This window comes from Bradyrhizobium sp. B097, assembly GCF_038957035.1.
Taxonomy (GTDB): Bacteria; Pseudomonadota; Alphaproteobacteria; order Rhizobiales; family Xanthobacteraceae; genus Bradyrhizobium.
Map to the genome: position 1 here is coordinate 108,156 of NZ_CP152412.1, position 14,324 is coordinate 122,479.

General features: G+C 64.6%; 14 protein-coding genes. 4 read left to right on the forward strand and 10 right to left on the reverse strand.

Annotated elements, in window-relative coordinates:
- Nucleotides 1–28 precede the first annotated feature (28 nt).
- From typA to AAFG07_RS00565, 6 genes are all read right to left on the reverse strand, one after another.
- Nucleotides 29–1,855 (reverse strand): translational GTPase TypA, encoded by a 1,827-nt coding sequence (typA, locus tag AAFG07_RS00540; RefSeq protein ID WP_298370832.1) that lies wholly within the window; start codon nucleotides 1,853–1,855, stop codon nucleotides 29–31.
- A gap of 282 nt (nucleotides 1,856–2,137) precedes the next feature.
- On the reverse strand, nucleotides 2,138–2,377 hold the full coding sequence (locus tag AAFG07_RS00545) for a hypothetical protein (RefSeq protein WP_342725539.1): 240 nt from the start codon (nucleotides 2,375–2,377) through the stop codon (nucleotides 2,138–2,140).
- Complete coding sequence (locus AAFG07_RS00550; RefSeq protein WP_342725540.1) at nucleotides 2,374–2,646, reverse strand: hypothetical protein; 273 nt, start codon at nucleotides 2,644–2,646, stop codon at nucleotides 2,374–2,376. The genes AAFG07_RS00545 and AAFG07_RS00550 overlap by 4 nt, the downstream gene beginning before the upstream one ends.
- Entirely contained in the window at nucleotides 2,643–4,088 is a 1,446-nt protein-coding gene (locus AAFG07_RS00555) for a radical SAM protein (RefSeq protein ID WP_342725541.1), read from the reverse strand. Before AAFG07_RS00555 ends, AAFG07_RS00550 begins: the two co-directional genes overlap by 4 nt.
- On the reverse strand, nucleotides 4,069–4,788 hold the full coding sequence (locus AAFG07_RS00560; RefSeq protein WP_342725542.1) for a prolipoprotein diacylglyceryl transferase family protein: 720 nt from the start codon (nucleotides 4,786–4,788) through the stop codon (nucleotides 4,069–4,071). The genes AAFG07_RS00555 and AAFG07_RS00560 overlap by 20 nt, the downstream gene beginning before the upstream one ends.
- A gap of 194 nt (nucleotides 4,789–4,982) precedes the next feature.
- Nucleotides 4,983–5,747: a Crp/Fnr family transcriptional regulator gene (locus AAFG07_RS00565; RefSeq protein ID WP_342725543.1), complete on the reverse strand. Its 765-nt coding sequence runs from the start codon at nucleotides 5,745–5,747 to the stop codon at nucleotides 4,983–4,985.
- A gap of 200 nt (nucleotides 5,748–5,947) precedes the next feature.
- On the opposite strand from AAFG07_RS00565, the gene AAFG07_RS00570 reads away from it, so the two are divergent.
- Both AAFG07_RS00570 and AAFG07_RS00575 read left to right on the forward strand, forming a co-directional pair.
- Nucleotides 5,948–6,322: a response regulator gene (locus AAFG07_RS00570; protein ID WP_342725545.1), complete on the forward strand. Its 375-nt coding sequence runs from the start codon at nucleotides 5,948–5,950 to the stop codon at nucleotides 6,320–6,322.
- Between the two features lie 93 nt (nucleotides 6,323–6,415).
- Nucleotides 6,416–7,576, forward strand: coding sequence for a hypothetical protein (locus AAFG07_RS00575; RefSeq protein WP_342725546.1), 1,161 nt, complete (start codon nucleotides 6,416–6,418; stop codon nucleotides 7,574–7,576).
- A gap of 16 nt (nucleotides 7,577–7,592) precedes the next feature.
- Here AAFG07_RS00575 and AAFG07_RS00580 read toward each other — a convergent pair whose 3' ends face one another.
- The 3 genes from AAFG07_RS00580 to AAFG07_RS00590 form a co-directional block, all read right to left on the reverse strand.
- Nucleotides 7,593–8,591: an N-acetylmuramoyl-L-alanine amidase gene (locus tag AAFG07_RS00580; protein ID WP_342725547.1), complete on the reverse strand. Its 999-nt coding sequence runs from the start codon at nucleotides 8,589–8,591 to the stop codon at nucleotides 7,593–7,595.
- Between the two features lie 149 nt (nucleotides 8,592–8,740).
- Nucleotides 8,741–10,303, reverse strand: a complete 1,563-nt coding sequence (locus tag AAFG07_RS00585) for an alkaline phosphatase D family protein (RefSeq protein WP_342725548.1) — start codon at nucleotides 10,301–10,303, stop codon at nucleotides 8,741–8,743.
- A gap of 268 nt (nucleotides 10,304–10,571) precedes the next feature.
- On the reverse strand, nucleotides 10,572–11,978 hold the full coding sequence (locus tag AAFG07_RS00590; RefSeq protein ID WP_342725549.1) for a TAXI family TRAP transporter solute-binding subunit: 1,407 nt from the start codon (nucleotides 11,976–11,978) through the stop codon (nucleotides 10,572–10,574).
- 212 nt (nucleotides 11,979–12,190) lie between these two features.
- Here AAFG07_RS00590 and AAFG07_RS00595 point away from each other — a divergent pair, with 212 nt between their 5' ends.
- Both AAFG07_RS00595 and AAFG07_RS00600 read left to right on the forward strand, forming a co-directional pair.
- A complete protein-coding gene (locus tag AAFG07_RS00595) occupies nucleotides 12,191–12,496 on the forward strand; it encodes a 4a-hydroxytetrahydrobiopterin dehydratase (RefSeq protein WP_229185893.1) in 306 nt (101 codons plus the stop codon).
- Nucleotides 12,497–12,591: 95 nt separating this feature from the next.
- Nucleotides 12,592–12,972 carry a YkvA family protein gene (locus tag AAFG07_RS00600; RefSeq protein ID WP_342729412.1) on the forward strand — a complete coding sequence of 127 codons (381 nt, stop codon included), beginning with the start codon at nucleotides 12,592–12,594 and terminating at the stop codon, nucleotides 12,970–12,972.
- A gap of 291 nt (nucleotides 12,973–13,263) precedes the next feature.
- On the opposite strand, the gene AAFG07_RS00605 is transcribed toward AAFG07_RS00600, so the two are convergent.
- Nucleotides 13,264–14,244, reverse strand: a complete 981-nt coding sequence (locus AAFG07_RS00605) for an NADPH:quinone oxidoreductase family protein (RefSeq protein WP_342725550.1) — start codon at nucleotides 14,242–14,244, stop codon at nucleotides 13,264–13,266.
- Between the last annotated feature and the right edge of the window lie 80 nt (nucleotides 14,245–14,324).

Below are 14,324 nucleotides of genomic sequence, written 5' to 3' on the forward strand. Positions count from 1 at the left end.
GGTCAAGCCGGGGCACGACAGATGGGGCTTACGCTACGGCTTCCTTGGCCTTTTCGGCGCGCTTGCGGTCGTTCGGATCGAGATGCTTCTTGCGCAGCCGGATCGACTTCGGCGTCACCTCGACGAGCTCGTCGTCCTCGATATAGGCCAGCGCCTTTTCCAGGGTCATGCGGATCGGCGGCGTCAGGCGCACCGCTTCGTCCTTCGAGGTGGTGCGGATGTTGGTGAGCTGCTTGCCCTTCAGCACGTTGATCTCGAGATCATTGTCGCGGGTGTGCTCACCGACGATCATGCCCTTGTAGACCTTCCAGCCCGGCTCGATCATCATCGGGCCGCGATCTTCCAGCTTGAACATCGCATAGGCCACCGCTTCGCCCTGGTCGTTGGAGATCAGCACGCCGTTGCGGCGGCCCTGGATCTCACCCTTGTAGGCGGCATAGCCGTGGAAGATGCGGTTCATGATCGCAGTGCCGCGGGTGTCGGTGAGCAGTTCGCCTTGGTAGCCGATCAGGCCGCGGGTCGGCGCGTAAAACACCAGCCGCAGGCGGTTGCCGCCGGACGGGCGCATCTCGATCATCTCGGCCTTGCGCTCGCTCATCTTCTGTACGACGACGCCGGAATGCTCCTCGTCGACGTCGATCACGACCTCCTCGATCGGCTCCTGCCAGGCGCCGGTCGCCTCGTCCTTCTGCAGCACGACGCGCGGGCGCGACACCGAGAGCTCAAAACCCTCGCGGCGCATGGTCTCGATCAGGATCGCGAGCTGCAATTCGCCGCGGCCGGAGACTTCCATCGAATCCTTGTCGGCGGCCTCGACGACGCGCAGCGCGACATTGCCCTCGGCCTCGCGCAGCAGGCGGTCGCGGATCATGCGCGAGGTCACCTTGTCGCCTTCAGTGCCGGCAAGCGGCGAGTTGTTGACGATGAACGACATCGACACCGTCGGCGGATCGATCGGCTGCGCGGTCAGCGGCGCCTCGACGCTGGGATCGCAGAAGGTGTCGGCGACGGTGCCCTTGGTGAGGCCCGCAATCGCGACGATGTCGCCGGCGTCGGCTTCCTCCAGCGGGGTGCGCTCGATGCCGCGGAAGGCGAGGATTTTGGTGATACGGCCTTGCTCAATGGTCTTGCCGTCGGCGCCAAGCACCTTCACGGCCTGGTTCGGCTTGATGGAACCCGATGAGATGCGGCCGGTGATGATGCGGCCGAGATAGGGGTTGGCTTCGAGGATGGTGCCGATCATGCGGAACGGGCCCTCTTCGACCTTCGGCGGCGCGACGTGGCGCACGATCAGGTCGAACAGCGGCTGCATGCCGGCGTCATGCGAAGCTTCCGGGCTGTCGCCCATCCAGCCCTGCTTGGCCGACCCGTACAGGATCGGGAAGTCGAGCTGCTCCTCGGAGGCATCGAGTGCGGCGAACAGGTCGAACACCTCGTTGATGACTTCGGTCGGGCGTGCGTCGGGGCGGTCGACCTTGTTGATCACGACGATCGGCTTCAGTCCGACCTTGAGCGCTTTCGACACCACGAATTTGGTCTGCGGCAGCGGGCCCTCGGCGGCATCGACCAGCACCAGCGCGCCGTCCACCATGTTGAGGATGCGCTCGACCTCGCCGCCGAAATCGGCGTGGCCGGGGGTGTCGACGATGTTGATGCGGGTATCTTTCCACTGCACCGAGGCCGCCTTGGCCAGGATGGTGATGCCGCGCTCGCGCTCCAGATCGTTGGAGTCCATGGCGCGCTCGGTGACCTTCTGGTTCTCGCGATAGGTCCCGGATTGCTGCAGCAGGCGATCGACGAGCGTGGTCTTGCCGTGGTCGACGTGGGCGATGATGGCGACGTTACGAAGGTTCATGGCTCTTCTTCTGGTCGTGCAATGGTTAGATGCGCGATCTCGCCGGACCAGTTTGGCCGGCCGCTCGCTCACGTGGCCCAATCGGGGCCCGGATCACGCTCATACCCAAGAAATTTGACGGGGACGCATCACCCCAAAAAGGAAGCCCGGTCAGAGGACCGGGCACCTTGCGCGTTGCGGCGCAATATAGTCAGAAAACGCCAAAAAACAACGGTTTATTGGCGGTTCAAGTGCCTGATTTTCGCTCCGGAAGCCGGTTTTGAGGGGCTTTTCGGGGCCGATTCAGCCTCGCTTCTGCGCCCGCGCGAACACAATCAGCCCGAGCCCGCCAAGCGTCACCAGCACCGCGAGCCCGGTGATCGGGTCGTTGGACCCACCCAGAGTAACACTGAGGACCACGCAGAGGGCGCCCGGGACCAGCAGCAGCACCCCGACGATCAGCATGAAAATCGCGCAGCCAGGCGGCAGGCGCGGCTCTCGCCACGGCGGCTCTGTTGGCGGGGGCGGGTCGGAATTGCTCATGAGCTCCCCTTGATCGCGGCGCGGATCAGCATCACGCCGGCAAAGCAGACCGCGAGCCCGAGCAGGATCAGGAAGAGAATGGAGGGATCGGTCTTCGACTCGCTCAAAACGCCGAACCCGAACAGGAGGGCGCAGAGCCCGGGCAGCAGCAGGATCAGCCCGAACAGCACCATGAACGCGGTAGCGCAGCCGCCACGTTGCGGTGGGAGCGGCGGAGGCAGCGAGGGCGGAGATCCGTCCGGATTGATGGGGCGGTCGTCGTCGCTCACCTTGGCACCTCCTCACCTTGCCGTGCCTCGCGATAGGTCTGCCCCGCCAGGCTTGCGCGGATGCCGTCGATCAGCCCATTGCGATAGAACAGATTGTAGGTGTCGAACGGGATGATCGCGCCGCTCTCGGTGACGAAGTGGATGCAGCTTCGCTTGACGTTGCCGACGCAGAAGTTGAAGCGATCGAGAAACTGCACGATGGTGACGCGGAACACGCTCTCGTAGGTCAGGCCGTCCGGCACCTCGAAGCTCGGCAGGCAGCACAGCAATTCGCAGACCCGCTCAGAGGTGTTGAGCGGCCCCGACGACAGCGAGAACAAATCGACGAACTTCTCCCGCAGCACCGGATATTTCTCCGGACTGATCGTGTTGGGCATCACGGCGATGAGCTGTTCCTGCGGGATCAGCGAGGTCAGCGGCAGCACCTTGTCGCCGTTGCGCAGGCCATAGCCGATCGAGATGCTCTCGGGATTGCACGGCAGCGGGATCATATCCTTGTCGCCGAACACCCCGGTTTCGATCACGCGCCGGCGGATCTCCGACAGCATGATGCGGTCGGTGTCCTTGTTGAAATCCTGGTTGCGGCCGGCGTCCTGCACCGGTTGCAGCGTGACGCCGCGGACGCATGTCCAGGTCAGCGCGTGGCGGACGATGTCGCCGATCTCGGCGTCGTTGACGCCGCGCTTGATGGTCGCGACCAGCGTGGTCGAGACGCCGTGGCGCTCGAGATTCTCCAGCGCCTGCTGGCGGATCTTGCGTAAGTCCGCGCCGCGCAGATTGACCAGCGCCTCGCGCTTCAGCGAATCGAACTGCAGATAGACTTCCAGCCCGCGCTTGTTCTCGGCGAGCTTCGCCACGAAGTCGGGCTCGCGCGCGATTCTGAGGCCGTTGGTGTTGATCATGACGTGACGGATCGGGCGGGCACGCACCGCGTCCAGAATGGCGAAGAAATCCGGATGCAGCGTCGGCTCGCCGCCCGAGATCTGCACCAGGTCGGGCTCGCCCTCGCTCGCCACCAGCGCATCGAGCATTTTCTCGATCTTCGCCAGCGGCGTGAAGCTTAAGCGTGCCGGCGAGGACTCCGCAAAGCACACCGGGCAGGTCAGGTTGCAGTGCTCGGTGATCTCGATCAGCGCCAGGCAGGAGTGCTGCTCGTGGTCCGGGCATAGCCCGCAATCATAGGGACAGCCGAATTCGGTGTGGCGCTGGAAGGCCAGCGGCCGGTCGCCGGGCTTGATGAAATCCTTGCACAGCCGCCAATAGGCCGCATCGGTCGAGACCAAGGTCGACTGCACGCCGTGCTGCTTGCAGCGCTTCTCGTACCAGACCTCGTTGCCTGATATCTGGATCTTGGTCGGCACCAGGGTCAGGCAGGTCTCGCAAAGCGACTGGGTCTGGCCCCAGAAGATGTAAGGGCGGGACTTACGCAGCGGCGCGTTCATGCTTCAAGCTCACATTCGGGGCCGTCGCCAGCATGACGGCGGCATAAACCATGACAAACAGCGACAGCAGGTGGAACAGCGAGAACGGGCCGATCAGCGCGCCATAGGGCTTGATGAACTCCCACACGAAGCGCTGCAGGCCGTAGTAGAACAGCACGAGGTAGAATCCATTGGTGATGACAGCGGCGTTGCGGTTCAACACGGCCCAGACGTAGAAGGCCGCGAACGCCGCCATCGCCAAGCTTTCATAGAGCTGTACCGGATGGCGCACGACGCCGTCGCCGAAATCATGGCCCCAGGGCAGTGCGGTCGGCGTGCCATAGGTGAAATCCTCGAGCCCCGCGAAATAGCAGCCGAGCCGGCCGACCGCGACGCCGACCGCAAGCGGCAGCGCAAACCGCGCCCCGGTGCGCAGCGAGATGCCGTGCAGCCATTTGTAGAGCTCGATCGCGACGATGCCGCCGGCCAGCGCGCCCTCGACCGAGCGGGCGATGCCAGATATGCCCGAGAACCACAGGTTCAACGTCCCGAAGATGTAGGCGCCGATGCCGGCGCCGAACACCAGCGCGGCGATATACGTCAGCTCGAAGGATTGCCGCGGGAATTGCAGCCCCCGCACCCGCGATAGCCACCACATCGCGATGGCCGCCGCGCACCATGCTGCGACGTCGAAAACGGCGTGAAGTTCAGCCCCACTCATGAAGCGAGTGTAGCGTGATTTTCGCGGTCCGCGATAGCTGTCCTCCCTCTCCCCGTTCTTACGGGCTCGAGACGAGCGAAGCTCGCTCTCTCGCCGAGTTCTGACCGCGGTGAGACCTGTACCTCCTCACCCGGATCGCATCTGGCGATGCAATCCGACCTCTCCCCGCAAGCGGGGCGAGGTGAGCCAGGGCATCAGTTCGCCGGGTTGTCCTCGCTCGGATACACCCCGCGCAGCACTTCCTCGAAGTGATCCTTCACTGCGTCGTTGCACAGGCAGGAGCGCAGCTTGAGCTTGTCCGGGTCGCGGATCACGATCGCGCCGCGGCGCGTGTCCAGCACGCCCTCCGCCTTGAAGTTCTGGATCACGCGGCTGGTGTAGCTGCGGCCGACGCCGAGCAGGGTCGAGAGCTGCTCATGCGTCAGCGGCACCACGCCATCGCCATTGGTGCGCTCGATCGCCGAGATGATCCATTTCGCGGTGCGCTGCTCGATCGAGTGGATCGCATTGCAGGCGGTCGACTGGAAGATCTGCGCCAACATGCAGTCGGCATAGCGCGCGAAGATGTTGCGCACCGAGATCGACGTCAGCTTGGCGGCGTCGAGCTTGCTGATCGGCAGCCGCACGAACGGCCCGCCGAACTTGACGGTGATGCGGGTATAGGCCGGCAGGAATCCCTGGCTGACGATGCCGCCGACCGCGCCCTCGCGGCCGACCAGGATGGTCTCGACGTCGCGGCCGTCCTCGTTGGCCACCAGGTAGGACGCAAGGCTCGGTCCGCATGGGAAATGCACGATCTGGACGTCGTCGCCGGGATTGTAGAGCAGATCGCCGGCCGCCGCCTCGACCATCGCAAGATGCGATGCGATCAATGCGTAGTCGGCGGCATTGAGCCGGCGCAACAGGTTGTTGAACGGCCGGTCATTCGTCCCGGCCACATCGGTCCGTTTCGCAATCATTGGGAAATCCTGCAGAGCCAACGCGGACCATATTGAAGAAGTTCCAGCTTTTATGTGCACTAGTGAACAGACGCGGCAGCTTACGATGTGATGGGTTTCATCCCGGGAACAACCGGCGTGCTTTCGGGCGCCGGTCGCGGGCCATCCGGCCGGACTGATCCGGTCCTCTCATCCATCATCGAAGCAATGGACACCGAGCCATGGAATCCGCTCCCAATGCCGGCATGCCCGGTGACGTTCTCGTGGTCGAGGACGATCCGATCATCTCGCTCTATTTCGAGGACACCATCCTGGGCTTCGGCGCCCGGACGGTGCGCACCGCTGCGAACGTCGCCCGCGCGCTCGAATTGATCGCCGAGCGCGCGCCGGATTTCGCGCTGCTCGACGTCGGCCTCGTCAGGGGCGAGAAGACCTTCGCGATCGCCGAGCGGCTGGATGCGCTGAAGGTGCCCTTCGCGTTCGTGACGGGTTATGGCGCTGATATCAGGCTGCCGGAATCGCTCGCCGGCAAGCCGCGGTTGACCAAGCCGTGTTCGAGCGAAGCGCTGGAAGCCGCGCTGAAAAACGGACACTGACCGATCGGCGGGCTTCGGCCTCGCCGTCGGTGCGTTCGTCGTCTACCATCCGATCTATCGGATTCGGCGACGCACAGGCATCGGGAAGCCGTCATGGCGATCAGGACATCTGCCGCTGCGCCCGCAGCGGCGCTCTCTCTCGGGCTGCTCCTCGCGCCGGTTGCAACGCATCCGATGGCCGCTGTGGCGTTGTCGTCGCTGGCCTCGGCTGTCGCCATCGGTTTCGTGTCGCCGGCCATCGCCGAGCCGGCCGCGCTCACGAGCGAGCAATCGGCCGCGCTCAAGACTTACGACAATGCCCTGAAGAACTTCGTCTCGATCCTGCGCCAGCGGCGCGCGCAGATCGATTCCCGTCAGCCGCTGCCCGACCTGCCGGGCCAGGCCATCTACCTTGCCCGTGTCGAGATGATGAGCGCCTACAAGGATCTCACCGATGCGCTTCCGTCCAGGATTGGAAAACCCAACCGATTCGGAATCCCGCCGGCCTATTTCGACGCCGACAATGAGCCGCTGCTCGACGAGTACAGGAAGCTGTTCGATGTGATGGAGGCGCCGCCCGCGAACGCGCAAAGCTCCGAGACGCCGTTCAAGGACGTGGTCGACCTGGCGACGGTGATCGCGCGCGCCAGGGGCCTGGATGCCGTTGGCGCCGCTGCCGCCGGCCGGATCAGCCTCGGCCTGTTCTTTGCCGAGACAAGCGGCAAGCAGAATGCCGGGAATGCGCGGTCGAACACCTACAAGGGCAGCCTGCAGACCGGTCCGTCCGAAGATCGCAATGGTCGAAAGAAGTGGGCCGCCATCAAGCCATCGATCGCGGCCCTCGATCCTGCGCTCGGCCGTCGCGACGACATGGAAGAAGCGCGCGTCGGCAATCTCGATCACCGGTTCAATCACTGGACCGCGGTGCGCGATGCGCTCATGAACCAGCACGCGGATATTTTCCCGCAGGTCCCGGCGATCGCAAAGGCCCTGCCCAATCCGATCGATCAGATGAAGCTCTTCGAGCTCATCCAGATCATTCCCAGCCCGACCAGGTCAGCCCTGAAATCAGGCGACCTCGTCAACTACAGAATTTCCGAGCCCAGGATCATGGGATATCTGCGCAACAACAGCATCTTCGCCTTCGGTCGGGCCGACAGGGCAAGGACATCCGCGAGCTTCCGCGAAATCCTCGACGCGATGTGGCTCTTCAGCCCCAAGTTCGAACAGGCGCTGGCCAAATTCGCGGAGATCAAGGCCGGCAAACCGGGCTGAGCCGATCGCTCGGCGGTCAGAGCGGACCGAGGAGCGCCCATCGCGGCTCGCAGAATTCCTTGACGGCAGAGGCGACGCTGCTGCTGATCGCGTTGCGACGCTCGGGCGAGTCCATCTTGAGTTCTTCGTCCCGGTTGATGATCGATCCCGCCTCCAGCAGGACGGCGGGCATCGCGGTTTTTCGCAGCACGATGAGCTTATCGTAGCTGTAGACGCCGGTGTCCTTGTTCAGCAGGGGATGCTGGTCGTGGCCCATGATGGGCTGGCTGTATTGCTCGGCATATTGCAGCCCCTCGGCCTTCAACTCCCTGGCGACCAGCTCGGCGAACAGCAGGCTGGTCTCGAAGTCCGGATTGCTGCGGGAGACGAACACCGAGTAGCCGCTGAAGCGGTCGCTGAAGTGGCGTTTCTTGCCCTCGAATTCCCAGTCCTCGAGCATCTTGTTGGGCACGGAATCATGATGGATCGACAGCAGGAGATCCGCGTGCAGATTGTTGGCGGCGGCAACCCGCCTGAACAGGCTGGGCCTTGCCTTGCCTTCGGTCAGCAGCAGCCTGGTTTCGGCAAAGCCTTCGGCCTTCAGCTTCTCCTCGATCAGCCGCGCAAGGCGCAGGTTGAAGGCGAACTCGGCGACGTTGCGTGCGCTGATCGCGCCTTCCGATTCAGCGGTATGTCCGACGTCGAGAACGATCCGCAATGTCGAGGGATCGCATTTGGCTGAGGCCGGCTTTGAAGCGGAAGGCGGCAGGGCGACCGGCCCAAGGGCGGCAAGCCGCGTGGCGCGTGGCTTTGATGGCGCGTGGTGCCTTGCCAATCTGGCCGGCTTTGCCGATTTCGCGCGCCTTGGCGCTTTGGGATGCTTCGATGAGCTCTTGAAGAGATCAGGCAGCCAGCCGGCATCGCTGATCTCGATCGGCAGCAGCGCGAACACAGCGATCGCGACGACAAGCAAACGGTGCGGCCGAAGCCCCACGACGATGCCACCGAGCACGCGAATCAATTCGCAGCGCCTCATGCTCCGCCCCTCCGGGCCCCCAGCATAACGGCTCTGATAGAGGTACCGGAAGAGGCAGGTCGCGTCCATCCCCCGTCAATCGCGACGCCCCTGCCTTGGGGCAAGGGCGTTCAGCACGGGGAGGTGGTTCCGTCGCGGCTGCGACCTGATTACACCGGCTTCGGATCGAGCGTGATCGCCCACAGCTCGGCGTCGACGCGGTCGCGAAGGCTCACCGTCATCTGCCCGCTCTTGCCGTCGATCTTGACGTGACCGAAGAACTGCATGCCGGCCGACGGCGGCAGGTTCTGGTTGGCTTCGCCCGGCGCCTTGACGAACTTCACCTCGGGACCAAACGTGTTGTCGAGCTCGTTCGGACCGAATGTGCCCGCATGCAGCGGGCCGGAGACGAACTCCCAGAACGGATCGAACTCCTGGAACTGGGCCTTGTTCGGGTTGTAGTAGTGCGCAGCCGCATAGTGCACGTCCGCGGTCAGCCACACCGTGTTAGCGATGCCGGCGGTCTTGATGAAGCGCAGGATGTCGGCGATCTCGAGCTCGCGGCCGCGCGCCGGGCCGTCGCCCTGCGCGAAGGCTTCCGAGCCCTTCTTGTTGGCGGCATCGTCATAGACGATCAGCGACAGCGGCATGTCGGAGGCGATCACCTTCCAGGTGGCGCGCGAGTTGAGCAGCGCGCGCTTCAGCCAGGCCATCTGATCAGGCCCGATGAAATAGGCGTCGGGGCCGTAGGTCTCCTGCAGATTCGGACCGTTGGGGCCGCGATAGCTGCGCTCGTCGAGCATGAACACGTCGAGATGCGGGCCGTAGCTCAGCGTGCGATAGACGCGGCCCGGCTCGACGATGCTCTCGCGCATCGGATACATCTCGTGGAAGGCTTTTGCCGCGCGCGCGGCGAGCACGTTGATGTCGCGCTCCTTGTAGGCGGCCGGCAGCTGCTTCGACAGCGACCAGTTGTTGGTCACCTCGTGGTCGTCCCACTGCACGAAGATCGGCACCTCGGCATTGAAGGCGCGCAGATTGCCGTCGAGGAAATTGTATTTGTGCGCGGCGCGGTATTCGTCGAGCGTCTCGGCGACCTTGGCCTTCTCCGGGATCGTGATGTTCTTCCAGATCTTGCCGTCGGGAAGCTTCACTTCGGAGGAGATCACGCCGTCGGCGTAGATGGTGTCGCCGGAGTGCAGCAGGAAATCCGGATTGTGCTTCTTCATCGCGGCGAAGGTGATCATGCCGCCGTCGTCGGGGTTGATGCCCCAGCCCTGACCGGCGACGTCGCCGCCCCACACGAAGGAGACGTCGCGGCGGTCGCTCGGCGCGGTGCGGAAGCGGCCGACCACGGGCTCGCCGACAACGTCGATATGGGCGAGGTCGCGGAAGCGGACGCGGTAGAAGATGTCCTGGCCGGAGGGCAGATTCTCCAGCAGCATTTTTGCGGTGAAGTCGCTTTCCGGCAGCGCCGTGATCGGCGGCAGCGCGCGGGCATTCTTGAACGAGTCTGACGTCGCGACCTCGACCATCATCTGCGAGGGACGGTCCGCGCGCGCCCACACCACGCCGCCGTCGACGCCGACATCGCCGGACTGCACGCCATGGGTGATCACGGGGCGGTCGGCCGCGCGCGACAGATGAGGCATCGCGATCACGCCGGCGCCGGCCGCAGCAGCCGTCGAGAGAAAGCGGCGGCGGGTCAGATTTCGCGAGAACCGGATCGTCATGGGGAGCCTCCTCAGGTCACAGCGACAATGCGCCGCGGGTGAGCACAGACCTAGAAAAATTCCATGACGGAGAGATTACAGGGAGGGTGTGTGAGGCGAGCACGTCTGTCGGGCTCCCTCTCCCGCTTGCGGGGGAGGGTGGGGTGGGGGCTCTCTCCACGAGTCGTATCGCGGGGAGAGCCCCCACCCGCCGCGCTCTGACGAGCGCGTCGGCCTCCCCCGCAAGCGGGAGAGGCGAAGGGAGTTCGTGGATAGAGTGGCGATGCTTCTACGCCGTCCCCGCGGCCCTGAACTGGCTCGCGGTCCGCTGCAAATTCTGCGGCATGCTGAGCAGCAGCGCCTTGCGGTCGGCCACCGCGTTGTGGAACTGCTCGAGCGCGATGTTGAACGCGGTCAGCGTGCCTTCCTCGATCGCGCCATGCTCGAAACAGTCGAGCGTGTGGCGCAGGATGTCGTCGGCTTCCGCCTGCAGCTGGTCGAGCTCGTCGGTCGAATCACTCTGCCGCGCGGTCTTCAGCATCTCCAGCAGGCGCTCGCGCTGCGAGGTGTTGGTGTTGCGCTCGTCCTGCTTGAGATAACCGGCGAACCACGCGCCGGCCGAGCCCATCGCCGAGAACGCCATCAGGCTCCACCAGATGTAATCGCTGTAGCGGTCGAGGAAGGTCTTTTCCTCGCCGTCGACGAAGGCCGCCGCGCCCGGATGCACCGGGATGGTGGCGTCCTTGTCGGTGTCGGGCGTCTCGATCTTGGCAGCGAGCGGAAAATCGTTCTTGAGCGATTGCCGGATCGCGAACAATTGCCGCGTGAATGCCGCGACCGTCGCGTCCGACAGGCCCTTTCGCGCGACGATGTGGTGCGAGAAGCTGATCGTCTTCACCTCGTCGTCGGGCCGGTCGGCCGAGCCGAGCGAGCCGGCGGGAATTTCCGCGGCCTCATAGGCCGGATGGTTCTGCGCGATCGCCTCGGACGCATCGATCGGCAGGAAGGTGGGCTCGCCGCCGTCTTTGGTCGACGCCGTGATCGCATCGATCGTGAGCTTGCTGTTGGCCGGGCCGACGGCGAGATAGGCATCGGCCTTCAGGTTCTTGATGGCCTCGACCGCTTCATTGGCCGGGAATTGCACGATCTCGACCTTCATCGGGTCGACGCCGTATTGCTGCAGGATCAGTTTCAGCAGATTGACGTTGGCCGGCGTGCGGCCGACGACGCCGATCTTGCGGCCGCCAAGCTGCGCGATCTTGGTGATCTTTGCGGCCTTGCGGCTCTTGCCCTTGGCTGCGGGCGGCACCCACATCACCACGACGTTCTTGCGCAAGGTCGCGACCGCCTGCGCATTCTTTGGCACCTCGAGGTCGCCACGGATGATGGCGAGATCGGCCTTGCCGTCGGCCAGCGTCTGCGCGCTGGCGGTGGCGCCGTCGGTCTGCACCGGGCGCAGCTTGACCTGGGTGTGCTGCTGGTTGTTGAAGGCCTGCGCCAGCGCCTGCACGACCTTGAGGTCGTCGCTGCTTGCGGGGCCGACCGCGATCCGCAGCGTCACCGGACGCACCGCGAAATAATACCCGGCGGCCATCGCGCCGACGATGGCAAGCGCGCCGGCGATCAAGACGAACATCAGCCGTCGCTTTGCAGAGCGCAGCGGCTTGGGCGATATGCTGGCGGAGCCGTCTGTCATCGATCTCGCAAACAATCGTCGGGGCTCAATCTCGCAAAACTACCAACGCGCACACATTCTGCATTTGTAGCAAATTCCTGACCCCACAGATGTTACATCTCCGTCATGGTTACCAGCGGCGATAGGACGCTATTTCGGCCTTAATTTCGGCGTGGATCCCACCCCGGAGGCCGGTTGTTAGGCTAAGGTCGGCGTCAAACGGGAGGGTTGCCATGGTCGAAAGGCTGTCAGCGGAAGCAAGGAAGGCCGCGCTTTGGGAACTGGCCGGCTGGTCGGAGCTGGCCGGACGCGAGGCTATCGCAAAGACCTTCGTGTTCAAGGACTTCAACGAGGCCTTCGGCTTCATGGCGCGCGCCGCTTTGGTCGCCGAGAAGAGCGACCATCACCCCGAATGGAAGAACGTCTACAAGACGGTCGAGGTCGTGCTGGCGACCCACGATGTCGGCGGGGTGACCAAGCGCGATATCGACCTCGCCAAGGCCATGAACGCGATCGCGAGGCAGCTCGGGGTCAACTGACCCGGCTGCGCCCAACCTTGCGCCGGTTGGCCGACATCACCAGATTCGCATCGTCCGCCGCCGATCCGTCGCGCGGCGCCGAAGGGAACCTGGCGATGCCATCGACCGACACCGGCGTGGGATTCGGGCCTGCCGACCGGCTGGCGCAGGACCCGGAAAGCGTGCGCCGCCGCTTCTGGATCAAGTTCAAGAAAGTGGTGGCGCGGCTGCCGTTCGCCGAGGATCTGCTGGCCGCCTATTACTGCGCCTTCGACCGGCAGACGCCGCGCCATGTGCAGGCGGCGCTGCTCGGCGCGATCGCCTATTTCATCCTGCCGTTCGATTTCATCCCGGACATGCTGCCGGTGCTCGGCTTCACCGACGATGCCGCCGTGCTCGCAACCGCGATCCGCATGGTGGCAAGCCACATCACCCCGGAGCACCGCGAAGCCGCGCGCGCCGCGCTGAAGCGCGGGGTGCCGGAAAGCGCGGAATAGTAGCCCGGATGAAGCGAAGCGTAATCCGGGGTCTTTCTCACCATTCGATCGAGCGGCCCCGGATTTCGCTTCGCTCCATCCGGGCTACGACGCTCTCGATCCGTCATCCCCGCGCAACGGCTAAGCCGTTGTCGCTGGAGGTGCGAGCGGAGCGAGCCTCGAAGGATGCACGGCCGCGCCGGTGGCCGTCGACCCTTCGAGAAGCGCGCAAGGGCGCGCTCCTCCAGCGACAAAGGCGGAGCCTTTGCGCGGGGGTGACGGTGATAGGGCGACGCGCGCGGTCGCCCGTCCTCAGCTTCCCGGATGCAGGATCACCTTGCCCATCGCCTTGCGGCCGGCGAGTACCTTCAAGGCTTCCGCGGTCTGCGACAGCGGGAAGGTGCGGTCGACATGCGAGGAGATCTTGCCTTCCGCGGTCCACTGCACGAGCTTCTCGAGGTTCTTGCGGTTCTTCTCCGGGTTCAGCCGCGCCCACGCGCCCCAGAACACGCCGCGGATGTCGCAGCCCTTCAGCAGCGCGAGGTTGAGCGGAATCTTCGGGATGTCGCCGGCGGCAAAGCCGATCACCAGGAAGCGGCCTTCCCATGCGGTCGAGCGCAGCGCGGCCTCGGCATAAGAGCCGCCGACCGGATCGAACACGATGTCGGCGCCCTTGCCGTTGGTCAGCTTGCGCAGGCCTTCTTTCAGATCTTCCTTGGCGTAGTTCAGCGTCAGCTCGGCGCCGTGCTGCTTGGCGAAGGCGAGCTTCTCGTCCGACGATGCGCAGGCAATCACCTTCAGGCCCGTCAGCCTGCCGAGTTCGCACGCGGCGAGGCCGGTGCCGCCGGCAGCGCCGAGCACCGCGAGCGTCTCGCCCGGCTTCGGGCTCGCGCGATCTTCCAGCGCATGCAGCGCGGTGCCGTAGATGATGATGATGCCGGCAGCGCGGTCGTAATCGAGATTGTCGGGAATCTTCACGATCGAATTCGCAGGGAGCGCGATCTTGTCGCGCGCGCCGTTATGGCCGCATGACGCAACGACGCGGTCGCCGACCTTCAGATCGGTGACGCCGGCGCCGACGCTCTCGATCACGCCGGCGACTTCGGCAGCCGGCGAGAACGGGAACGGCGGCTTGATCTGGTACTTGCCCTGGATCATCAGGATGTCGAAGAAATTCAGCGCCGCCGCCTTGATCGCGATCACGGCTTCGCCGGGACCCGCCACCGGATCGGGCACGTCAGCCAGCACGAGATCGTCGGGTTGACAGTATTGCGAGCAGAGGATGGCTTTCATGGACACACCTGAGTTTCGGACGCAGAAAGAGCTGCAAGATCTTGGACTACAAGCTTCATGCCGGATTTGCGGCGGAGCGA